The sequence below is a fragment of the Glaciimonas sp. CA11.2 genome, from assembly GCF_034314045.1.
In the GTDB taxonomy this organism is placed as follows: Bacteria; Pseudomonadota; Gammaproteobacteria; order Burkholderiales; family Burkholderiaceae_D; genus Glaciimonas.
The window spans coordinates 4,870,666-4,894,007 of record NZ_JAVIWL010000001.1; the positions used below are offsets into that span (position 1 = coordinate 4,870,666).

The window sequence follows — 23,342 nt, forward strand, 5'->3', positions numbered from 1 at the left end:
TTTATTTATAGAAAATTTTTTCTCGACACTTAGATGGAAACCGACCCATTACATACGCGCTACGCAGGAATAAAAATAGACCGATTTTCGTGCGTGATGATCTCGATCGGATGCCCTAAACATTGGCTCAGAATTGGTGCTGTCATCACCTCGGCAACCGGCCCGGCACGCCAACCTCCATCTCCCATCAGCAGCAGCGCATGACTCGCCACGCTATGCGCCAGATTCAAGTCGTGGCTTACCATTACGATGGCTTTGGGCGACTCACTGTTCGCGCACAGTTCGTCCAATAAACGCATCACGCTAACCTGATGCGCCAGATCCAGCGCATTCGCAGGCTCGTCGAGCAATAATAACGGCGTATCCTGCGCCAACACAGCGGCAATCGCCACCCGCTGACGCTCGCCACCGGACAAGGTACGAATATCACGTTCGGCAAGTGCTTCTACATCCAGCGCTCTTAACGCACTTAAAGCGGTTTCCTGATCAGTATCGGATTCCCAATAGCGGGTATCGTGATACGGATGCCGCGCCGCCAATACGGTTTCAATCACGCGATAACCGAAGGCGTCACGCGTTCCTTGTGGCAAAAACGCGCGAACCCGCGCCAGCCCTTCCAACGCCCATTGTGATAACGGTTTTTCAGCCAGTTCCACTACCCCGCCATCGGGCAAGCGCAAACCTGCCAGACAGCGCAAAAATGTACTCTTCCCAGCCCCGTTGCGACCGATCACACACCAAAGCTGGCCAGGATGCAGATCCCAATCCAAACCCGCGACCAGCGCACGACCCTCGATAGTTAAATCGACAGACCGGGTGCGCATCAGTGTTGGAGATGTCATCATCGTTTGCGAATGTGGTGCAGTTGTAATAGAAATGCCGGCACGCCGATCAAGGCCGTAATCACGCCGACCGGCAATTGTGTTGGCGCAATAACAGTACGCGCCAATGTATCCGCCAACAAGAGAAACGTGCCACCGGCAATGGTCGCAGCAGGCAACAACAAACGGTGATCCGGTCCCAGCGCAAACCGACACGCATGCGGCACAATCAACCCGACAAACCCAATCGCGCCCGCGCTACTCACCGTGCAAGCAGTCAATAAGGCCGCACAAAAGAACAACCCCTTACGTAACGACGCCACATGAATCCCCAACGTCGCCGCCGCCTCTGCCTGCATGACCATGACGTTAATATGCCGTGCTTTGCGTAAAGCAAAAATAAGTGCACCGCTCAAAACAATCCAAGGCAACCAGCGCAATTGCGTCCCCGACAAATCGCCGATCAACCAAAACACCATACTACGCAACCGACTATCCGGCGCAATCGACAGCATCAACGTCACCAAAGCACCGCAACCCGAAGCCACAATCACGCCAGTCAACAACAGCAACGGCGCGTTACCATCCGAAATCCCACCCCGCAAATCCCGATAAGCCAAACCAAACAACAGCAACGCCACAACAATCGCACCCGCAAACGCCGCCACATCAATCATCCACGCCGCACTAAAAAAAAGCATCGCAAACAACGCCCCAACCGCCGCCCCACCAGAAACCCCCAGCACATAAGGATCAGCCAAAGGATTACGCAACAACGCCTGCATCATCACCCCAGCCAAAGCCAACATCGCCCCAGTCACAAACCCAGACAAAGCCCGCTCCAACCGCAACTGCAACAAAGTCGCCGCCATACTTTTAGGTGCACCACGCAACACCTCACTCAAAGCGCCAAAAATATCAGAAAAAGACAACGTCACCGAACCAACCGCACAAGCAAAAACAATACTAACCAACGCCAACAAACCCAACCCACCCAACACCAAAATCGCCCGCCGCCCATCCCGCGACCCACGCGTAGAAGAAATTGACGATTTTTTCAAAGCTCCACTATTAATCACGCAATCTTTCAAACACAAAAAAATAATTCAAAACAAAACCCAAATATCAAAACCGTCAATACCAACGCAATCGCCGGTGCAGCCACAGTTGACGTTGCCTTTGACCTTACAGGCGCAGCCACAGTTGACGTTGCCTTTGAACTTGCAGGCGCAGCCACAGTTGACGTTGCCTTTGAACTTACAGGCGCAGCCACAGTTGACGTTGCTCTTGAACTTGCAGGCGCAGCCACAGTTGACGTTGCTCTTGAACTTGCAGGCGCAGCCACAGTTGACGTTGCTCTTGAACTTGCAGGCGCAGCCACAGTTGACGTTGCGGTTGTTCTTGAAGTTGAAGTTGACGTACTCCGTCATGGACGCTGCCAAGTATTTCAGCTGTCAGTCGGGAATTGTTGGAAGACATGTTTGAGCGTAGCGAGTTGGTCTTTCAACCCGACTGGCGGCTGAAATACTTGGGGACCCGCAGGGCAGCGTCAGTTGCGGTCGCCTTCTTTTTGGTTACTTTTTCTTGGCGGGGGCGCCGAGCCGAAGCAAGAAAAAGTAACTAGCTGTCGGGCTACCCCCGACAAGCCCCCACGGAGCAAAAGCCCCCCAACCTACCGACTACCGACCACACCCCAGCCAATCACCGAAACCCATACCGAACACCCAAAAACAAACTACTCCCAGCAGTCCCATAATACCGCGCCAACTCATAATCCTTATTGAGCACATTATTCCACCGCCCAAACAAAGACCACTTCCCAGTCAAATCAACACTAGCATACAAGTTAACCAAACTATACCCACCCAAAACAACCTGATTATCCCCATCATCGTACCGCTTACCAGACACCACCATCTCAACACCAGACTTCAACGCCCCAACCCCATACTCAAGCGCCACCGTTCCATGCTGCCGCGCACGCCGAGCCAGCAACTTCCCACTAGTATCATCCCGCGGATTCTGCACATCCAGCGAACCACGCAAAGCAAAATTACCCAACTTAGTACTGCCGCCAAAAGAAACCCCCTCAAGCGTCGCCTTATCAACGTTATAAGCACAACCATAAGGATGGCTATCCGGCTCAACCGGACAAGTCGTAGTCGAGACGATCAAATCAGTTATTTTGTTGTGATAGTAAGAAATATTTAACTGCGAAGTCCCATTGTCATACACCAACCCCACCTCCGCATTCTTACCTTTTTCCGGTTTGTTCGCCGCAACACCATAACCGGGGTAATACAACTCATTGAAAGTCGGCGCACGAAAACTAGTGCCATAACTGACATTAGCCCGCCAGTCCTGGTTCAAACGATAGCCATACCCAAGACTACCAGTCGCATGCGTACCAAATTGCGAGCTATTATCATTCCGGATACTAACGGTCGCCAGATGATCTCCACGCTTCAACTGGTACGATGCAGCAACCGAATTGGTCGTCCGGTCACCAGACAAACCGGTGGCAGAAACCTCCTCCTCACGTCGCTCAGCCAACAACTGCAAGACGTCTGTCCCGATGAACAAATCATTTTGCCAGCTGTAATTATTCTGCTTAGTCGTTACATCGCTGATCCCATCCGGCTGATCGCTGCTGATATAAGTCGATTTATCGGTAGTTTGCGACACCTGAACCTTACTATTCCACCAAGGCAGAATCTGGTTTTTCGAATACACAGCCACATTTTCAAGTTTTTGCACGACACGCGTGTCGAAATCCGAACCATCGTCGTACTGCGCATTCAACCGGCTTTGCAAAAAGGTCACGCCAACTTCCTGGCCCTTTGCCAGCTCCAACCCAAACTGTCCGCTGGCACTATCTTTTTTGTAGCCGTCTTTATCTGGATTATAAGAACTATACGGCGAAGGGTCTGGCTTAGTCGCTGAAAACCCATCTGCATTTTCATGCGCCACCGATATAGCGTAACTAAAACGATGGTCGCCTTCGGTCGCGCCAGAAATACTCGCATCCATGGTGCGGGTACCATAGCTGCCGACACCGGCAGATGCAGTCAAACGCGGCGCGCCCGAACCTTTCTTGGTAAAAATTTGAATCACGCCACCCATTGCGTCAGCGCCATAAAAACTACTCAAAGGGCCATACACGATTTCGATGTGATCAATTTGTGACAATGGAATGCTGGACCATGTAGCGCCGCCGGTCGTGGAAGACCCGACACGGACGCCATCGATTAATACTATATTTTGATTATTAGCTGCACCGCGCATGAATACCGATGCCGAAGTACCAGGACCGCCGTTAGCAGTGATTTCAATTCCACGTTGCTTTTGCAGCAGTTCAACCAGCGAGGTTTGTCCCGATAGCGCAATGTCTTCGGCAGAAATCGTCACGTTGTCGCTGATCACATCACTGGCTTTTTGTGGCGTGCGTGTTGCTGTGACTAGAACGGGCTCTAGTGACTTATCCGAGGCTTCCTGAGCAAAACTGGATGCGGAAAAAGTAGAAATAATAAGCGTAGAAAGGCACAAAGGCCCAATCATTCGCGCAGCGCGGCGCGGATGGGTCGGTGAAACAGTTAGGGTCATGATAATTTAAGCAAGAAAACAACCACCAGCTCGCCTCCCCGCGCGCTGGATTCAAAAGAAATACCTCCGCAAGACATTGCACTGAACAATCAATCCAGCAAAGTTGCCGGATCGCATTTCGCGACAGATCGTCCGTACCGCCTTAAAAGTAGTTCCACCTGCTACTGGCCGGTATCCGGGCTACCAAGTCCAACTGCCTTACCTTCCCGCGCGAAACACAGTGGTGTTAGAGGCAGCTTGTCACAATGTGTAATCAATATTTTGCAGCAACTACGCTGCAATTATCGGCCATAGTGAATAGGCCGACATTAACCGGTCATTCAACCAGTCATTCATTAAGCAAATTGAGACGCTTGTTTTCCGTTGCGGGGGCAGCACACGTATCGCGTGTTTCCCGTTTAACTGCGAACACAGCCGTGTTCGCGAGCACCAAAAGCACCGGCATTCTAATATTCATCTGCCTTTACAGCAACAATAAATCTTCGAATCCGCGTGCAAAATCCCAGCGAAATCAGCAGATTAGCGAAATCACTTCGCCGTAACCGATCTTATGGGCTGCGTTGGCAGCCTTTCGCGCAATATCCGCAATCGCCCTTGACGCTCCGATTGGCATGGAAGCCTCCTGGGATAAGGCATGGCAGGCTAAAAGGAGGCGAATAGTCCCTGCATGGCAAATGACGGCAACATCATCGCCATTGTTGTTATTTTCGCCACTGCTCGATGATGGTGAATGAAGTCGCGGCAACGCACGATAAAACGCATCCACGCGTGCCGCCATCTGCATCACGCTTTCTCCACCACCCGGTCGATAGTCAATCACCGCGCCCGCCCATGCATCGATCTCATCACGCGGGATATCCTGCCAGGATTGCATTTCCCATTTTCCAAAGTCCAGTTCCACCAGACGGTGATCAAGAGTCGGTGCCGGCCAACCCGGTTGTCGCGACAAACTATCCGCCAACCCCGCGCATCGAAGGAGCGGACTAGAAAACATCAGGACCGGCTTTGGCAGTACCTTTATCAATTGATGCAACAAACGCGTATTTTCTTCTTCGGATACAAGGAGGTCAGAACGCCCGTAGCACAAGTCGGATACAGCTCCTGGCGTGCTCGGCTTCGGATGACGCACAAGATGGAGTTGCATCATTATCTTAAGTACATCATTTTAAAAGCGGCATGGCAGCCAATAAACCAAGGTAAAAGGTCACTTCTGCCACCTGCTGCACGGCACCCAGACAGTCGCCGGTATAACCGCCAATGCGCTTAACGAAAAAGCGGGCGAGCCACAAGGTAGCAATAGCGCTACACACCAGACCAGCGGCTATCCCCGCCCAAGGCGCCCAACCCAAAACACCGATTGCCAATAAAGGTAACGCAGCGAAAGCCATCGCCACGCCACATTCAGGTCCGGACATCTGCTCTGCCAATGGTTTTGCCTTGCCCTCGGCTTTGACATACGTCAGCCGCCAAATCAAACTACTCGCCATCAAACGGGAAATAGGATGGGCCGTTAGTAACGCTGCCACGACCGCCCAGAACGGCAGGCTCACGAGTAACGTGAATTTCAAACCGAGCATCGACACCATGCCGATGACACCATATGCACCAACCCGTGAATCCTTCATAATCTCAAGAATACGGGCGGCAGTATAACCACCGCCAAAACCATCACAGCTATCAGCAAAGCCATCTTCGTGGAACGCACCGGTCAGATAAATGCCGCCAATGGTCGATAGCAACACCGCCACCGCGGGCGGCCACACATGGGCCGCCGCCGCATAAATCGCTGCCGTCACAGCACCCACAACAATCCCCACCGCCGAAAAATAACGCGAAGCTTGCTGTAACCATGCAGGATCGAACCCAACCCAGCCGGGAATGGGCAGTCGCGTAAAGAATTGCAGCGCAACGAAGAATAACCGCACTTGATGGGTGATTGCTTTGGTCAGACTACGCGAGCGTAACGCACTGGGTCGCATGCTGGACATGGCTATTCAGTATTCACTGTGCATGCGGAGGCGTAGAAATAGAATCAACCGCTGCCGAGTCAAAGGTCGCCATTTCCGTCATAAAAAGTACCGCCGCCTGCACCAGAGGTAATGCCAGCGCTGCGCCCGTACCCTCGCCCAAACGCAAACCTAATTGCAGTAATGGTTGCGCTTTAAGGAACGTCAACATCTGTTGGTGGCCTCGCTCGTCCGAGCAATGCGCAAAAATGCAGTAATCCAGGATTTCGGGACGCAACTGTGCGGCGACCAGTAATGCGCTGGTAACAATGAATCCATCGATCAGCAAAACCATGCGGCGTTCGGCAGCAGCCAGCATCGCACCGACCATCATGGCGATTTCAAAACCACCAAATGTCGCCAATACATCAAGCGGCGCAACGATGCCACCGTGAAAACTGACCGCACGCTGAATCACATTTTGCTTATGCAAAATTCGGGCAGCATCAAAGGCGGTTCCCGCCCCCACGCAATCGACCAGCGGCAAGCCGGTGATCTTGTGCATGATGGCCGCCGCTGCGGTGGTATTGCCGATTCCCATCTCTCCAAAACCAACGATATTGCCGGTTAGCCCCCCAATCAGGTCCATGCCGTGTTCCATGGCTGTGGTGCATTGCTCAGCGGTCATCGCCGACTCGTTAGCAAAATTTCGCGTTCCGAAACCGACTTTTTTACCGATTAACTGAGGAGGCCAACCGAAATCATGATTAACACCAGCATCAACTATCTGCAAAGCGCAATTATTTTGACGTGCAAAAACATTAATCGCCGCATTTTGGTTGAGAAAATTTTCAACCATTTGCCACGTCACACTTTGTGGATAAGCAGAGATATTCTCGGCGACGACACCATGGTCAGCGGCGAATATAAGGATAGCTGGCTGGATGAATGTCGGACGCGTGGTTTTTTGGATCAATCCGATTTGAAGGCCGATTGCTTCTAACGCACCCAAACTGCCTAACGGCTTGGTTTTATTATTGATGACAGTGGTGATGGTATTACTGAGATCGCTATCCTGAATGGATACAATGTGAGGAATCTGCATGGCGATATTGTCCGATGTGTTTCTGTAATGGTTTCTAGAATCTGCGCGGCGTCCACGATACAACGTTTGCGCCAAAACACTTCAGAAAACGGCAGCAAAGGTGTTGCTGCCCACATACTGCCGACATGCGCGCACAGCGGTAATGCGTTCTGCGTCAAAGGTAAGACAGCGCGGCCCGTCTGTATTCCACCTAAACTCCGCATCAGGAATTGGCAGATACACGATGTTACGACGAGCCGATACAACCATGCGTGCTGTAAAGCCAGGTTTTTAAGTCCGGTCTTAAAGCCCTGTCTTAAAGCGTCTTATACCGCTTCCGAACCAGTTTCGCCGGTACGAATGCGGATAACTTGCTCGACTTCGCGGACAAAAATCTTACCGTCACCAATCTTGCCAGTACGCGCAGCTTTGATGATGGCATCAACAGCTTGCTCAGCAAGCGCATCGTCAATCACCAATTCAACTTTTACTTTTGGCAAAAAATCGACGACATATTCCGCGCCGCGATACAACTCGGTATGGCCTTTTTGGCGACCAAAACCTTTGACTTCAGTGACGGTTAAGCCATTGACGCCGACTTCGGCCAACGCTTCGCGTACTTCGTCCAGTTTGAACGGTTTGATAATGGCAGTAATTTGCTTCATGACAACTCCTTTATGCAATTAACAAAAATCTTTTGATACAGGAAGAAAGAAAAGGAGACCAAGAGCGCTCGACACAATTATGTCATGCTCCAAGCTTCACTCTTTAAACTTTGAAGTAATCGGGTAACGCCAGTCACGACCAAACGCACGGTGCGTCACACGACAACCAACCGGTGCCTGTCGACGCTTGTATTCGTTGATCTTGATCAGACGCGTAATACGTTGAATATCTTCAATCGGATAACCGGCGGCTTCGATCTCGGCAATGCTCTGATTCTCTTCCATGTACATTTGCATAATGGCGTCTAACACATCATACGGCGGCAGCGAATCCTGATCAGTCTGATCAGGCCGCAGTTCGGCCGACGGTGGACGCGTCAAAATGCGGGTGGGAATCACTTCACCCAGCGTATTTCGATATGCGCACAAGCGATACACCAGCGTCTTGGCAATATCTTTAATAACAGCAAAACCGCCCGCCATATCACCATACAGCGTGCAATACCCCACTGCCATTTCGCTCTTATTTCCAGTGGTCAATACAATTGAGCCAAATTTGTTCGACAACGCCATTAGCAGGGTGCCACGAATACGCGCCTGGATGTTTTCTTCGGTAGTGTCTTCAGCTATGCCCTCAAACTCGCTAGCCAACGTGGATTTGAAAGCGCTGAAACAATCATTAATGGATATTTCATCATAGCGCACACCCAGTCGCTGCACCATATCGCGCGAGTCAACCCACGACATTTCTGCTGTATAAGGAGACGGCATCATGATACAGCGTACTTTTTCAGCCCCCAGCGCATCGACCGCGATCGCCAACACCAATGCCGAATCCACACCGCCAGACAAACCCAGCAAGACACTGGGGAAACCATTCTTACCAATATAGTCGCGCACGCCCAACACCAAGGCCTGGTAGACCTGCGCCTCTACCGACTGCGTAGGCGTAATCGAGGATGGGCCAACCAGCGGTGTCGCGCCATCAAATTCGATGATCTGCAAGTCTTCCTGCGCGTGCTTCAGCTGCGCCGCGACTTCACCGTACTGGTCCATCACAAACGAGTTACCGTCAAAGATCAATTCATCCTGCCCGCCCACCAGATTGGCATACACCAGCGACAAACCTTTTGCCGTGACGTTCGCCCGCATGATGTCGTAGCGCAGATGTTGCTTGTTCATATGGTACGGCGAGCCATTCGGCACCAATAAAACCTGCGCGCCAGCGGCACGCGCGCGCGCGGGCGCATGCGAAAACCAGGTATCTTCGCAAATATTCAGACCGAAACGAACGCCTTTTACTTCAAAAACAAATGGCACATCAGAGGCTGAGAAATAACGCTTCTCGTCAAAAACAGCATCGTTCGGCAACGCGTATTTGCAATAAGTACCTGACAACGCACCATTAACGATCACGGATGCAGCATTAAAACGTGCGCCATTTTGCAAAATGGGATGGCCGACCACAACATGTACGTCACGTAAATCTGCCAGGTCCGCGATCAATGCGGTCATTGCTTCCTCAGTCTTATCGTAGAAAGCCTGACGTAATAATAAATCTTCTGGCGGATAGCCCACCAACGACAACTCCGGCGTTAATACGATGTCCGCGCCCTGCTGAGCGGCACGACGTGCAAATTCAGCGATTTTGGCGCGATTACCGGCAAGATCACCGACGGTGCTATTGATTTGAGCGATGGCGACTTTGACTGTCATGGCGATGAATATGAAATGTAATTGATGATGAAAACAGCGAAATTAGGCGAAATAACAAATTCAAGCCCCGATTATCGCATGGGTGTCACATGCGTATCGTTTATGTATAACCTATCTTCCGCTTGCTTATCTCTTCGCATGCGCTATTTGTTGCTTGCGCCCGGCTAATCACATATTTATTGGATTGCTATTGCGCTTTATTCTCACTGTTTAGCCTGATCGTCTCTCTTTTATAAAACGTTTAGGAGCTTATAAACCCCATTCAACCCTCACTTAAACACAGAAAAAGTTGTCTTCCCGTGGCCCTAAAGGCTTTCAAAGCCCAGATGAAAAGTCACTACGATACGGTTTTCTTGACTATTTATTCTCATGACCACCATGCCATTGTTCGCGAAACTGGACCGAACACTCGGCATAAAAAGGCCTGTAATAGCAGAAACTTCCATGACGCCAACCTTTATTAGTCATGCCAGAAGATTATCTCCGAGAGTGCTAAACTCAATCCTTTCCTCGTAATCTCTGGCTTCCCAGATCGTATTGACTAAGTGAATAAGCAAACACCACCACCGCCAACATTGAAATTTACACCCCGCATTGTTTCCTCTCTGGATGAAATTGGGCAACCCGCGTGGGATGCTTTGCTTGCGCTTCAAGCAGAGAACAATCCATTTTTATCCTTTGCGTTTTTGCACGCATTGCACGAAACCGGTTGCGCCTCCGAAAAATCTGGCTGGCAACCGCAATATTTAACGTTGTGGGATAACGCTGAGGAAAACACTAACGATACGGCAACCGTGCCGCAATTGATGGCAGCGCTTCCCCTGTACGTAAAATACCACTCGTATGGCGAGTACGTGTTCGACTGGGCCTGGGCGGATGCGTATCAGCGTAGCGGTTTGGAGTATTACCCAAAGTTGCTGTCGGCAATTCCATTCACGCCCGTTACCGGCAGTCGCCTGCTGGCGCGCGATGCGGCATCCGCTGCGGCGTTGATCGACCTGCTGAAAACCTTACGCGTAGATACGCAGACTTCTTCTACCCATATTTTGTACCCGCCGCCAGAACAGGCCAAAGCGCTGCATGCGGCAGGATTTTTATTGCGCAGCGGCGTCCAGTTTCATTGGCTCAATCCGGGTTATCGTGACTTTGATGCATTTCTCGATACATTAGAACGTAAAAAACGCAAAAACATTCGTGCCGAACGGCGTAAGGTCGCCGAGGCTGGCGTCACCTTCCGACACGTACGCGGTGTCGATGCAACAGAGTCAGACTGGGTATTTTTTAATCGCTGCTATCGCCATACTTATTCTGCCCATCATTCCACACCTTATTTAAACCTGGCATTCTTTCAACGCATCGGTGCGACGATGCCACAAAATATCTTATTAATCGTGGCCGAGCGCGCGGGACGACCAATTGCGTCATCACTGTTGATTCACACAGAGACAACCTTGTATGGTCGCTATTGGGGCGCAATTGAAGAAGTCCCTTGTCTACATTTTGAAACCGCTTATTACCAACCCTTAGAGTTTTGCATTGCGCAAAAAATCGGTTGCTTTGAGGGCGGCGCACAAGGCGAACATAAAATGGCGCGTGGATTTCTGCCACAGAAAACCTGGTCAGCACATTGGCTCGCCCGCCAAGATTTTTCCAACGCCGTCGCCAATTTTTTAGAGAGGGAAACCGATGACATTGAGGCTTATATGGATGAACTCAATGATCGCAATCCCTTCAAAGGCGACGGTTGATTTCCTAATACCCGCTTTGCGTCTTGGCGCGCGACCACAGTCGACCAACTTGACGCATAAGCACCACCGCACCACCAACCGTTACCCCTTCCTTATCGATCAGAAAGATTTGCTACCACGCAGCGCCCATCCGTAAGATGGCCCTGTCACGCAGAACCTCACCTATGCAACCGACCGACATTCTTCTCGCACTTCTTACCGTCACCATTTGGGGTTTTAATTTTGTCGTCATCCGAATAGGTCTGCATGACTTACCACCTTTATTTTTCTCGGCCCTGCGTTTCATTTTTGCGGCGATACCATTGATATTTTTCATCAAGCGCCCAGCCATACCCTGGCGTCTTTTGATCGCTTACGGTCTATTCCAATTTGCGCTGCAATTTGCGTTGCTGTTTTCGGGCATGCATCTGGGATTTACGGCGGGACTCGCGTCGTTGGTGATACAGCTTCAGGCCTTCTTCACCATCGGATTAGCAGTCTTGATTTTAAAGGAGCGTCCACGCGCCGCACAATTAATTGGCGCGTTTATCGCATTAGCTGGCATGGCCCTGGTTGCCATCCATGTTGATGGCACTGCCACTTTCATCGGCTTCTTGCTCGTGGTCTGCGCTGGCGTGAGTTGGGCCTCAGCCAACATCGTCACCAAAACCATCGGCAAAGTCAATCCATTGGCGCTCGTAGTATGGGGATCGTTAATCGCCGTGCCACCTTTATTATTGGCATCATTTTTGACCGAAGGCCCCGCTTCATGGACCAATGCAATCAGCCACTTCACCTGGATATCCGCTGGCGCGGTACTGTTTAATTCGTATCCAAATACGATCATCGGCTTTGGTATCTGGTCCGTCCTGATGCGCAAATACCCGACGGCCACTATCGCGCCATTTGCATTATTAGTGCCGGTAGTGGGAATGCTGAGCGCAACGCTGGTGTTAGACGAACCGTTGCAATGGTGGAAAATTGTGGCGGGATTACTCGTATTATGCGGACTGGCTTTGAATCAATTCGGCGCAAAACTCATGCTGATACTCAAACCAAACAAATAATGCTTAAGTGACGCCTATCAACAACAAACGATGCATCAAGCGGACTTGAACGGGCAAAAGTTGTACCGTTTTAGTGTTAATTACTTGCAGCCACTCAACATAATCGCAGGCGTTATTTCTTGCGTGGCATAAAAAAAGCGCACCGAAGTGCGCTTATCTTAAAAGGAAGCAAAAATTATTTTGCTTCCAATGTTTTATTGTAAGCTGCCACACCCGCCAAAATTTCTTCGCGCGCATCTTCTGGACCGCCCCAACCATCAATCTTGACCCATTTACCTTTTTCCAGATCTTTGTAATGCTCAAAGAAATGTTGAATCTGGTTCAGGCGCAATTCATTCATATCTTCAGGCTTTTGCCAATGCGTGTAGATACTCAACACTTTATCGACTGGCACGGCCAATAGCTTGGCATCCTGACCCGCTTCATCCGACATTTTCAGCACGCCGATAGGACGGCAGCGCACAACCACCCCAGGAAACAACGGGAAAGGTGTGATCACCAACACGTCAACTGGATCACCGTCATCCGACAAGGTTTGCGGAATATAGCCGTAGTTACACGGATAATGCATCGCCGTACCCATGAACCGATCAACAAAAATCGCGCCCGACTCTTTGTCGACTTCGTATTTGATTGGATCAGCATTCATTGGAATTTCAATGATCACATTGAAATCATTCGGCAAATCACGCCCTGAGGATACGTCGTTCAAGCTCATGTTGTCTCTCGTCTTGTAAGGATGGGTAAAATAATGAATGCGAAATTATAACGGTTCCAGACGCCATCATGCACTGCAACATTTAAAGAAGACGGCGAATCATTATCAAAATAATAATAATGTTACAATTTTGACCGCTTTCTAAGACCTTTTTACTATCCACAAATACAATGTGTTATGCGCACAACAATAGATTTAAAAAGAGTGCCTCACCACATGAAGTAATTGACGCTAAATGTGGTGAGCAATGCGGCATACATTACGCCACAAAATCCACCACGGCATTTAACACATCATCTTGCTGGTCCCGATGGGGTGAATGGCCACAATGCGCAAGGGCAACATACCGTGCATTCGGCACAGCCGCCACGATCAAATCGACTTGATTCATGCTGAAATACTCGTCCTCCACGCCTTGAATAACGAGTGTTGGCGCGTGAATATCCGCCAGGAATTGCTCGATATTCCAGTCTTGAAAAACCGGCGAGACCCATGTGTCGTACCAAGACCAAAAAACCTGATCAACATCTTTATGATGCCTTTGGAGTTTTAGACGAAAGTCAGTCGTTTCAAAGGCTTTTTTAGCCTTAACAATACCTGCAATCGCCTGCTGCTCGACATTCACGTGCGGCGCTTCCAGCACAATAGAGAGCACACGTTCGGGAAACAGCGCAGCAGCAATAATCGCCATTGATGCACCATCGCTATGACCGAATAAATGCGCCTGAGTCACGCCCAATGCATCCATCACCTGCGGTACCAATTTCGCTTCCTGCTCAATATAATCCGGCAGACGCTGGCCTAAAAGCCCATCAGAGTCACCATAACCCTGCCGCGACCATGCAATCACCTCGAGACCCGTAACACGCGCCAGTTCGACAGGGAAATTGCGCCAGATCGAAACTGATCCAAGCGCCTCATGCATGAGCATAATCGGTGGCTGCGAGCCGGGCCAGCGTTGATAAGCTAACCGTATGTTATGAATTTCAACGAAACCCTTTTCATCCATAATATCTTTCTTGAAGTTGTCCATGAACTTAACGAACGGTTAGTTGTATGTCAGTCTACAGTTCCTTTATCAGGCAACAGACCCATTTAGTGCCAATACTTCCTCTTGTGCTTTTTTCAGTAGAGATTGCGCCGTCTCCAAGACTTCCTGAATGGTAGATTTTTGAAGTTGGTCGTACTCGCTGTCAAATGCCATGGACAAAGCAGCGAGGACCGCAGAAGTACGACTGTGCAGAATCGTGAGACTGTCCAGGATATCGATCGTTTTTACGGTACGTGTTTGAGCGTTTGCAGACATGGCAACTTCCTTGGATAGTGTTTAATCCGCGCCCCGTTTCCAAGCGGGGTGGGCGGAAAATGGCAGGGTTGGAAAACCAGTATCCAAAGCAACCGGCAGGCCGAAGCCTCCCCACCATTACCGCCCAAAGAAGGCGTAACAGGGTTTTCGCACGAAAAAAAACGGCATTGCGCCGTTCGTACGCTTTGGATAAATCAGGTTTCCAATCCCGAATCCCTCTTTTTCAGAGACATTTTTAGTATCTAGTAGTTTTGGCGAACACGCAAGCGTTAAGGTTTATCCACCGCAGAAAACATGCTCCCACAAAGTTAATACGACAAAATGCAGCGAGGGCAGCTTTCCATAAAACTACTCATCATCTCGGCTTGGTAAGTTGGTAATTCAAGTGCACCTTCACCGTCGGCCATTCACCAGCAATAATGCTGTACACGCACGTATCACGCAAAGTACCGTTTGGCGAAATCTGATGGTGCCGCAAAATACCATCCAACTTAGCGCCCAGTCGCTCAATACCAGCACGGCTTTGCAGATTAAAGAAATGTGTACGAAATTCGACCGCGATGCAGTCCAGTTGTTCAAAAGCGTGCGTCAGCAACAGAAGCTTGCATTCAGTATTAAGCGGGCCGCGCTGGACCCGTTTGCGATACCAGGTTGAGCCGATTTCAAGACGTCGATTTGCCGAATCGATATGCATATAAGTCGTCATCCCAACTGCCTGACCGGTGGCGTTGTCGATAATCGCAAAGGGCAGCATCGCACCCTTCTCTTGCAGGTCGAGACGTCTGCTGATCTCCGCGTCCAATTTATCAGGCGTCGGGATCGCTGTGTACCACAAGTCCCAAAGCTCGCCATCTTTCACGGCCTCGATCAAATCATCTTTGTGTGCAGGCGACAACGGTACTAACGATCCGAATTGTCCGGTCAATGTTACTGGTTGCGTCAAGCTCATCTTCCTCTTTCTTTTAAAAATCACGACTACTTCGTTATGAAATGATAATTTTCCGCGTCAACGCGCAGGGAGAGAAACTTAACCGAAATCGCAGCCCCCCTTCCAAAAATGCAAATTGCAGCATCGCAGTACCTCGCACACACTGAATGCTTCGATTGAAACTATAAACTGCCATCATGACCTTCGATACCCCTGATCCTCTTTTATTGCAACAGTGGGTCGGAAATACGACAACTTCCGACGACCTTATCACGGTCGGCGCTGTCAACGCACTGGCTGCAATCCTTGACCGCCCGACTTTATTCGCCGCAGGTGCAGCTTTGCCGCCGTTATGGCACTGGATTTATTTCTGGTCAGTAGCGCCTCAGGCTGAACTGGGCAGTGACGGACATCCACAACGCGGCGGCTTTTTGCCGCCTGTGCCTTTGCCACGCCGCATGTGGGCTGGCGGTCGGCTGAAGTTCGGTCCCCCACTTCCGATCGGAGTCGTTGCAACCCGCTCCTCGCGTATACAAAACGTAACCGAAAAACGCGGCGCATCCGGCAATCTGGCTTTTGTAACCGTCCAGCATCAAGTTGCGCATGCAGGCCAAGTTTCTATTACCGAAGAGCACGATATTGTTTATCGTGCCATGCCAGAACGGGGCGCTGCCACTTCAGTGGCCAAGCTTGCGCCGACCGAAGCCGCATGGTCGCGCACCATCACGCCGGACCCAGTGCTTTTATTTCGTTACTCTGCACTCACTTTTAATGGTCATCGCATTCATTATGATCGCAGCTATGCGAGCGAGGTCGAGGGCTATCCCGGTCTGATCGTGCATGGTCCATTGATTGCTACGATGTTGGCCGATTTACTACAGCGCAATATGCCGGACGCGTCATTGGTCGCATTCAATTTTCGCGCAGTTGGTCCATTGTTCGACACCGAACCCTTCACCGTTTGTGGACAGCCAGACGCCGATGGCCGTACGGTGCGACTCTGGGCCAAAAACAATCGCGGCGAACTCGCCATGCAGGCGGAAGCAACACTTGGCGAACTTGCCGACGCAACAGTCAACCCATCATAAAGAACCAGAATGTCTACTCAAACCAATACTTACGAAGATATCCGCGATGCTGTGCGCGCTTTATGCAGCGAATTTTCGGGAGAGTATTTCCGCAAGATCGATGAAGCGCGAGGCTATCCAGAGGAATTTGTTAACGCGCTGACTAAGGCCGGTTGGCTGGCTGCGCTGATTCCGCAAGAATACGGTGGCTCTGGACTTGGCTTGACCGAAGCGTCCGTGATCATGGAAGAGATCAACCGTGCTGGCGGTAATTCTGGTGCCTGTCACGGTCAAATGTACAACATGGGCACGTTATTACGACACGGTTCGCCTAAGCAGAAAGAATTGTATCTGCCAAAAATTGCCAGCGGCGAATTACGCCTGCAATCGATGGCCGTAACAGAGCCAACCACCGGCACAGACACCACCAAAATCACCACCACGGCAGTACGCAAGGGCGACCGCTATGTCGTCAATGGCCAAAAAGTATGGATTTCACGGGTCCAGCATTCGGACTTAATGATCTTGCTGGCCCGCACCACGCCGCTAGCCGAGGTGAAGAAAAAATCGGAAGGCATGTCGATCTTCGTGGTTGACCTGCGTGAAGCCATCGGTAATGGCCTGACAGTGCGCCCTATCCTGAATATGGTGAACCACGAAACCAACGAATTATTCTTTGAAAACCTCGAAATTCCAGTCGAAAATTTGATCGGTGAAGAAGGCAAAGGCTTCAAATATATTCTGGATGGCCTGAACGCAGAACGCACGCTGATCGCCGCCGAATGTATCGGTGATGGCTACTGGTTTATCGACAAGGTGACAAAATACGTTAATGAACGCATTGTATTTGGTCGTCCAATCGGACAAAACCAAGGCGTGCAGTTCCCTATCGCAAAAGCCTATGTCAATCTGGAAGCGGCAAACCTGATGCGCTACAAAGCGTGCGAATTGTTCGACGCGCACTTGCCCTGCGGCACGGAGGCGAACATGGCCAAAATGCTGGCGGCCGATGCTTCATGGGAAGCCGCCAATGCATGCCTTCAATTCCATGGCGGATTTGGTTTTGCGTGCGAGTACGACATTGAGCGCAAATTCCGCGAGACCCGCCTGTATCAGGTCGCGCCAATCTCGACCAATTTAATCCTATCCTACGTTGCTGAGCATGTGCTCGGCATGCCCCGTTCATTCTAATTGGAGAGTTCCATGCGTCCATTGGATGGCATTACCGTAATCACACTTGAACAGGCAATTGCCGCGCCGTTTTGTACTCGCCAACTGGCCGACCTCGGCGCACGCGTCATCAAGGTCGAGCGACCAGGCGTTGGTGACTTTGCACGCGCTTATGACGAACGCGTACACGGATTGGCCTCGCACTTCGTATGGACCAATCGGTCCAAAGAAAGTCTGACGCTTGACGTCAAGCATCTGGAAGCCGACAGCATTTTGACCAAGTTACTCGAAACCGCGGACGTGTTTGTACAAAACCTGGCCCCGGGAGCCGCCGCACGACTTGGCCTATCATATGAAGCATTGCACGAAAAATTTCCACGCCTGATCGTCTGCGACATCTCCGGCTACGGCGCAGATGGTCCGTATCGCGATAAGAAGGCCTACGACCTGATGATACAGAGCGAGTCCGGATTTCTATCGATCACCGGCTCACCCGATGAACCGGCCAAAGCAGGATGCTCGATAGCGGATATCGCTGCGGGCATGTATGCGTACTCCAACATCCTTGCGGCACTCATCCAGCGTGGCAAAACCGGTCAGGGTTGCAACATTGACGTATCGATGCTTGAAAGCATGGTCGAGTGGATGAACTATCCGCTGTACTACGCCATCGATGGCGCATCGCCACCACCACGCGCCGGAGCCGCGCACGCGACAATTTATCCTTACGGACCATTCCTCGCTGGTGACGGCAAGGTTGTCATGCTTGGCCTTCAGAATGAACGCGAATGGGCGCTATTTTGCGACAAAGTGTTGCAACAACCGGCATTGACCAGCGACCCGCGTTTCTCTTCAAACTCTGCGCGTACGGCAGCGCGAGAAGCATTACGCACAATCATTATTGATGCCTTCTCCACCCTGAGTTCAGCCCAAGTGATTGAACGTCTTGAATCAGCGCAGATTGCCAACGCGCAAATGAACGACATGCACGATATATGGGAACACGCACAATTAAAGGCACGTCAGCGCTGGGTAGAAGTCGACACACCCGTCGGAAAAATTCCCGCTCTACTACCGCCCGGCATACCCAATACCTACACGCCGCGCATGGATGCTGTTCCTGGATTAGGTCAACATACTGATGCCATCCTGAACCAAATCGGCTATGACAACGACGCTATCGTCGCTCTGCGTGCACAGCACGCTATCTAATAAGAATATACAATTCGCCATGACTGATCACGCTAGCCAGACCTTAGCAAACTTCGCCGCCACTTTGCGTTTTGAAGACATCCCCGAAGCAGTCGTAAGACGCGCCGAAGACCTGATGCTCGACTGGTTCGGCTCCGCTTTGGCCGGCAAGAACGGCAGGCCGGTAAAAACGATTGAATGGTTTGCAACCCAGATGGGCCCGGCCACCGGCACCTCCGAAATTCTCATCTCGCGCCGTCAAACCACACCGTTATTTGCGGCAATGGTCAACGCCGCCTCCTCCCATTTTGCAGAACAGGACGATGTTCATAACGGCTCGGTATTTCACCCCGCCGCCGTCGTTTTTCCCGCAGTGCTGGCGGTGGCGCAATCACTCGGCAGCAGTGGACGCGAGCTGATTACCGCTGCCGTCGCAGGTTACGAAGTCGGCATCAGGGTCGGTGAATTTCTTGGCCGCTCGCATTACCGGATATTTCATACCACCGGAACCGCCGGAACAATCGCCGCTGCCGCAGCGGTCGGACATTTATTAAAACTGACGCCTGAGCAGATGCTGCACGCATTCGGGTCAGCTGGCACACAAAGCGCAGGATTGTGGGAATTCCTGCGCGACGCGGCCGACTCGAAGCAATTACATACGGCTAAAGCAGCTGGCGACGGATTGATGTCTGCCTACCTCGCCAGCGAAGGATTTACTGGCGCAAGACGGATTCTTGAAGGCGCGCAAGGCATGGGAGCTGGCATGTCGACCGATGCCGATCCAGCGAAGCTGACCGATCGTTTGGGCGAGCGCTGGACATTAGCGGAGACGTCATTTAAGTTTCACTCATCTTGCCGCCATACACACCCTGCGGCCGATGCGTTGTTGGCAGTGGTCACGCAACATGACCTCGCCCCTGATCAGATAGCCCGCGTAGTCACGCATGTGCATCAGGGCGCTATTGATGTTCTTGGTCCAGTGGTCAATCCGCAGACGGTGCATCAGGCAAAGTTTTCGATGGGGACGGTGCTTGGGTTGATTGCGCAGTTCCGCTGTGCGGGGTTGAGGGAATTTGAGTCGTTTTATAACGATGCGCGAGTTGCTGCATTTTGCGATAAGGTGAGTATGAAGCTGGATGAGGAAGTGGATGGTGCTTATCCCGCGCGCTGGATTGGTAAGGTAACGGTTGAGACGGTTGATGGGCGGACGTTGCAGGGTCGGGTGGATGAGCCTAAGGGTGATCCGGGGAATACTTTGACGCGTGAGGAATTGGAGTTGAAAGCGTTGCGGTTGGCGGAGTTTAGTGGGGCTGCTAGCACGGCTGAGATGCAAGTGGTGTTTGGGAGGATTTGGGGAATTTTGGGATGTGGGAAAGTGGAGAGGTTGTTGGGATAAAGATGCGGTTGCGTTTATAGGCGTTGGGTCTTCGTTAATTAACATGGTTTGGTGCTCCGTGAAGGCTGGTCGGGGCTACCCATATGCGCTAACCAGAACCAATAGCTGTTAACATTTGGAAATTGAAATAAATCTCCAAAATAAAGAATGCAAACAAACTGTTACAACACAGTGAGTGAAGACTGGTCGAAGATAGTTGCTTTGCTTCCTGATGGTTGGGAAGATAAGGCACGGACGTTGGGCGCCTTAAAGTATGGTCGGCAATTTTCTGGGCCGGATAATTTATTGCGCGTGTTGCTGATGTATTTCAGTGATGGTTACTCGATGCGTGAAACGGTGGCGCGTGCTCGGGTTGGCAACCTGGCGAATATCTCAGATGTTGGCTTGCTCAAGCGGATCAATAAATCGGGGGAATAGTTACGCTGGATGACGGAACGCTTAAGCAAAGAGAGGCCGATGGAGGGCATGAATTGCTCTGCCTTGGCAGGAAGGCGGATCTTGGCGGTGGATGGCAGCGCGATTCGGGGGCCGAGTGCAATTACGTCGAGCTGGCGCTTACATTATGCGCTCGATATCGGGACCTTAGCCTGTCATGAGATGGAAATTACAGACGGCAAAGTAGGTGAATCATTAAGCCGGTTTGCGGTACAAAAAGAGGACGTCATCGTAGCTGACCGTGGCTTTGCTAACCGGCGTGGTGTCAATCACGTGCTGGATCGAGCGGGTGATATTCTGGTGCGGATGAATCTGTCAAGCCTGCCCTTACAAGATGAGGCAGGCCAACCCTTTGTCCAGCTGGCGCATTTAACTTCTTTGAAGATGGTACAAAGCGGAGAATGGCCAGCGACGATGCAAGGTCAAGGTACCAATGAAAGCATAGCGGTACGTGTGTGCGCCTATCGGAAGAATGAAATACAGCGTGCCGAGAGCGAACGGAAGTACTACCAATACCTCAACAAAAAGCAGCAGAAATTCCAGGCTGATACTGTGGCGGCAACAGGTTATGTAGTGCTCTTGACGCGTTTGAAGGGCCCGAATGCCGAGGCCATACTGGCGTTATACCGGCATCGCTGGCAGATTGAACTGGCGTTCAAAAGAATGAAGTCGTTGCTGGGATTGGGTCATTTAAAAAAGAAGGATGCCGAGGGTGCTAAGGGTGCTAAGGCTTGGCTTCAGGGGAAATTATTGGTTGCATGTCTGATCGAGTGGTTGATTGCATTGGACGATCATTTTTCCCCTCTCGGCCCTACGCAGCACGAAGAAAAAAGTTATGAAACATCGCTGCCGGTGGCGTGAAATGGCGTTGGTGCATTGGCTGCTCAGCGCCACCGTCAATCCCCGTTTGTCGTTGTTTGCTTGTATTGAACGGTGGGGAGAAGTCAGCCGATTTTTTTTTGCGTGAGCCCCCGCGAAAGAAACGTCAATATCAGCAGGATCAATTTAGGAAGGGTAAATTTGGTTAGCGCATATGGAGCCACCCCCGACAAGCATCCACGGAGCACAAACCGTTTAATTAACGAAGGCCGAAGTTTACCACCTTGTGTTGCCTTTGAAGTGGCTTTTAACCTACATAGACAGTTAAACGAATAAGCCCAAGCAAAAAACAAAAAAACCAACACCTACCACCAAAACAAAATCACAAATAATTCATCAACGAAATTTTCTGTATTTTCATAAAAGCCAACTGCGTTGCCTGTAAAGAAACCTGCCGCTGCGCCAACTCCACACTAGCCTTAACCACATCCAAATCCTGCAAATCCGACAAATAACTCTGATCCGAAATATTACGCGCCGAACCGCTATTATCCAAAGCATCCACCTCATTCAACCGCGACCCAACCGACGCAGAAACCGTCAACACATTATCCAAAGAATTCGCCAATTTAACATTCACAGTACTCAGTGAATTCAACAACTGCGTACGATCAGCAGATGTCCCATTATCGATCGGCTTACGTAGCGCTGAAATCACGTCCCCAAGTGCCGAAAAAATATCGCTACCCGCATTTTTTGCAGTAGAAACATTCATCTTATCGCCATCTGCAGGCGTCCCGCTCACACTGATTTGCACACCACCAAACGTAATTGGCGCACCATCAACAAATGTGCCGGTTGCGACTTCTTCAGGAGGCTTGGCGATAGTTGTGACCGTATATTTTCCAGCACTAAAACTAATCGAAAAATCTTTACCAAAGTTCACATCTGTCGCATCAGTCACAGCACTTGAACCAAACACAGCCGTACCGTTATTGCTTGCAGGTGACGAAGTGACATAACGCGCACCACCCTGGACTGATTGAAAAATTGAGCGACCGTCATCAGTAGCTGCCATCTGGCGCGAAGCATCAACCTGCATCAAGCGCTGTCCCTGATCACCGACAAAGGCAACCGCTCCGTCGGCTTGCTTAACAAACGGTGGCGTACCGCTTTGAAATCCGGCAAATATAAACTGCCCATTACCATCAGCAGTATTCGCTAATCCTAGCAACTGATCGTAATTGCTTTGCAACGTGGTCGCGATAGATGCGCGATCGGAATCTGACAGAGAACCATTACCACCCTGCACTACTAACGACTTGATATTGTTATAAATATTCGTGACGCTGTCGAGAATATTTCCTTCTAGCGACAAGGTTTGTTTGACTTGATTTCGGCTGCTGGCGTATTGTCCATTAAGCGATATCGCCTGCGCCGTAGCCAATGCACGAGTCGCTGCAATTGGATCATCGGAAGGAGCCAGTATTTTGGTGTTAGCACCGATTTGCTGTTGTACGCGTAGCAAATTGGCCTGCTGTGTACTCATTGCGGCCTGGCTTTGCTCATAAAACGATTGGGTACTAATGCGCATCAAATTCTCCTGATGAATGATAGAGCGGTGGCGATGTACAATAAAAGTCGCACCGTTCTGAGTAACATTTCAATATTATTTAATTTTTT

23 protein-coding genes and 1 riboswitch are annotated in these 23,342 nt (G+C 50.7%); of the genes, 9 read left to right on the plus strand and 14 right to left on the minus strand.

Translation table 11 applies throughout. The annotated features are described in order from the left end of the window. Positions 1 to 59: 59 nt before the first annotated feature. The 9 genes from RGU75_RS21050 to RGU75_RS21090 form a co-directional block, all read right to left on the minus strand. A complete protein-coding gene (locus tag RGU75_RS21050; RefSeq protein WP_322239337.1) occupies positions 60 to 845 on the minus strand; it encodes an ABC transporter ATP-binding protein in 786 nt (261 codons plus the stop codon). Then, entirely contained in the window at positions 842 to 1,882 is a 1,041-nt protein-coding gene (locus RGU75_RS21055) for an iron ABC transporter permease (RefSeq protein WP_322239338.1), read from the minus strand. The genes RGU75_RS21050 and RGU75_RS21055 overlap by 4 nt, the downstream gene beginning before the upstream one ends. Positions 1,883 to 2,078: 196 nt before the next feature. After that, positions 2,079 to 2,300 (minus strand): hypothetical protein, encoded by a 222-nt coding sequence (locus tag RGU75_RS21060; protein ID WP_322239340.1) that lies wholly within the window; start codon positions 2,298 to 2,300, stop codon positions 2,079 to 2,081. Between the two features lie 222 nt (positions 2,301 to 2,522). Beyond that, positions 2,523 to 4,424: a TonB-dependent receptor domain-containing protein gene (locus RGU75_RS21065; protein ID WP_322239342.1), complete on the minus strand. Its 1,902-nt coding sequence runs from the start codon at positions 4,422 to 4,424 to the stop codon at positions 2,523 to 2,525. 148 nt (positions 4,425 to 4,572) lie between these two features. Beyond that, positions 4,573 to 4,873: riboswitch (cobalamin riboswitch) on the minus strand. A gap of 62 nt (positions 4,874 to 4,935) precedes the next feature. Further along, positions 4,936 to 5,571 carry a histidine phosphatase family protein gene (locus RGU75_RS21070; protein ID WP_322239344.1) on the minus strand — a complete coding sequence of 212 codons (636 nt, stop codon included), beginning with the start codon at positions 5,569 to 5,571 and terminating at the stop codon, positions 4,936 to 4,938. 13 nt (positions 5,572 to 5,584) lie between these two features. Continuing rightward, on the minus strand, positions 5,585 to 6,403 hold the full coding sequence (locus RGU75_RS21075; protein ID WP_322240708.1) for an adenosylcobinamide-GDP ribazoletransferase: 819 nt from the start codon (positions 6,401 to 6,403) through the stop codon (positions 5,585 to 5,587). Positions 6,404 to 6,425: 22 nt separating this feature from the next. After that, a complete protein-coding gene (gene cobT, locus RGU75_RS21080; RefSeq protein ID WP_322239345.1) occupies positions 6,426 to 7,475 on the minus strand; it encodes a nicotinate-nucleotide--dimethylbenzimidazole phosphoribosyltransferase in 1,050 nt (349 codons plus the stop codon). 305 nt (positions 7,476 to 7,780) lie between these two features. Continuing rightward, complete coding sequence (locus RGU75_RS21085; protein ID WP_322239347.1) at positions 7,781 to 8,119, minus strand: P-II family nitrogen regulator; 339 nt, start codon at positions 8,117 to 8,119, stop codon at positions 7,781 to 7,783. A 96-nt stretch (positions 8,120 to 8,215) separates the two neighbouring features. After that, complete coding sequence (locus RGU75_RS21090; protein WP_322239349.1) at positions 8,216 to 9,835, minus strand: NAD+ synthase; 1,620 nt, start codon at positions 9,833 to 9,835, stop codon at positions 8,216 to 8,218. Between the two features lie 545 nt (positions 9,836 to 10,380). Between RGU75_RS21090 and RGU75_RS21095 the strand changes: the two genes are divergently transcribed. Continuing rightward, a complete protein-coding gene (locus tag RGU75_RS21095; RefSeq protein ID WP_322239351.1) occupies positions 10,381 to 11,583 on the plus strand; it encodes a GNAT family N-acetyltransferase in 1,203 nt (400 codons plus the stop codon). Positions 11,584 to 11,747: 164 nt separating this feature from the next. Beyond that, positions 11,748 to 12,629 (plus strand): EamA family transporter, encoded by an 882-nt coding sequence (locus RGU75_RS21100; protein WP_322239353.1) that lies wholly within the window; start codon positions 11,748 to 11,750, stop codon positions 12,627 to 12,629. Between the two features lie 175 nt (positions 12,630 to 12,804). Here RGU75_RS21100 and ppa read toward each other — a convergent pair whose 3' ends face one another. The 4 genes from ppa to RGU75_RS21120 all read right to left on the minus strand — a co-directional run bounded on the left by ppa (position 12,805) and on the right by RGU75_RS21120 (position 15,602). Then, positions 12,805 to 13,347, minus strand: coding sequence for an inorganic diphosphatase (ppa, locus tag RGU75_RS21105; RefSeq protein ID WP_322239355.1), 543 nt, complete (start codon positions 13,345 to 13,347; stop codon positions 12,805 to 12,807). 259 nt (positions 13,348 to 13,606) lie between these two features. Then, positions 13,607 to 14,380 (minus strand): alpha/beta hydrolase, encoded by a 774-nt coding sequence (locus tag RGU75_RS21110; protein WP_322239357.1) that lies wholly within the window; start codon positions 14,378 to 14,380, stop codon positions 13,607 to 13,609. A gap of 45 nt (positions 14,381 to 14,425) precedes the next feature. Then, on the minus strand, positions 14,426 to 14,653 hold the full coding sequence (locus RGU75_RS21115) for a hypothetical protein (RefSeq protein WP_322239359.1): 228 nt from the start codon (positions 14,651 to 14,653) through the stop codon (positions 14,426 to 14,428). 355 nt (positions 14,654 to 15,008) lie between these two features. After that, positions 15,009 to 15,602 (minus strand): GNAT family protein, encoded by a 594-nt coding sequence (locus tag RGU75_RS21120; protein ID WP_322239361.1) that lies wholly within the window; start codon positions 15,600 to 15,602, stop codon positions 15,009 to 15,011. Positions 15,603 to 15,778: 176 nt separating this feature from the next. On the opposite strand from RGU75_RS21120, the gene RGU75_RS21125 reads away from it, so the two are divergent. The 7 genes from RGU75_RS21125 (at position 15,779) to RGU75_RS21155 (ending at position 21,807) form a co-directional block, all read left to right on the plus strand. Beyond that, the gene (locus RGU75_RS21125) at positions 15,779 to 16,669 is read left to right on the plus strand and encodes an FAS1-like dehydratase domain-containing protein (RefSeq protein WP_322239363.1); all 891 of its coding nucleotides are present in this window, start codon (positions 15,779 to 15,781) and stop codon (positions 16,667 to 16,669) included. A gap of 9 nt (positions 16,670 to 16,678) precedes the next feature. After that, the gene (locus tag RGU75_RS21130; protein ID WP_322239365.1) at positions 16,679 to 17,839 is read left to right on the plus strand and encodes an acyl-CoA dehydrogenase family protein; all 1,161 of its coding nucleotides are present in this window, start codon (positions 16,679 to 16,681) and stop codon (positions 17,837 to 17,839) included. Between the two features lie 12 nt (positions 17,840 to 17,851). Further along, entirely contained in the window at positions 17,852 to 19,030 is a 1,179-nt protein-coding gene (locus RGU75_RS21135; RefSeq protein WP_322239367.1) for a CaiB/BaiF CoA-transferase family protein, read from the plus strand. A gap of 19 nt (positions 19,031 to 19,049) precedes the next feature. Further along, complete coding sequence (locus RGU75_RS21140) at positions 19,050 to 20,405, plus strand: MmgE/PrpD family protein (protein ID WP_322239369.1); 1,356 nt, start codon at positions 19,050 to 19,052, stop codon at positions 20,403 to 20,405. Positions 20,406 to 20,552: 147 nt separating this feature from the next. Further along, positions 20,553 to 20,822, plus strand: a complete 270-nt coding sequence (locus tag RGU75_RS21145; RefSeq protein WP_322239371.1) for a hypothetical protein — start codon at positions 20,553 to 20,555, stop codon at positions 20,820 to 20,822. 9 nt (positions 20,823 to 20,831) lie between these two features. Beyond that, the gene (locus RGU75_RS21150) at positions 20,832 to 21,701 is read left to right on the plus strand and encodes a transposase (RefSeq protein WP_322239373.1); all 870 of its coding nucleotides are present in this window, start codon (positions 20,832 to 20,834) and stop codon (positions 21,699 to 21,701) included. Then, the gene (locus RGU75_RS21155; RefSeq protein ID WP_322239375.1) at positions 21,676 to 21,807 is read left to right on the plus strand and encodes a hypothetical protein; all 132 of its coding nucleotides are present in this window, start codon (positions 21,676 to 21,678) and stop codon (positions 21,805 to 21,807) included. Before RGU75_RS21150 ends, RGU75_RS21155 begins: the two co-directional genes overlap by 26 nt. Positions 21,808 to 22,041: 234 nt before the next feature. Here RGU75_RS21155 and flgL read toward each other — a convergent pair whose 3' ends face one another. Further along, positions 22,042 to 23,253 (minus strand): flagellar hook-associated protein FlgL, encoded by a 1,212-nt coding sequence (gene flgL / locus RGU75_RS21160; protein ID WP_322239377.1) that lies wholly within the window; start codon positions 23,251 to 23,253, stop codon positions 22,042 to 22,044. Positions 23,254 to 23,342 lie beyond the last annotated feature (89 nt).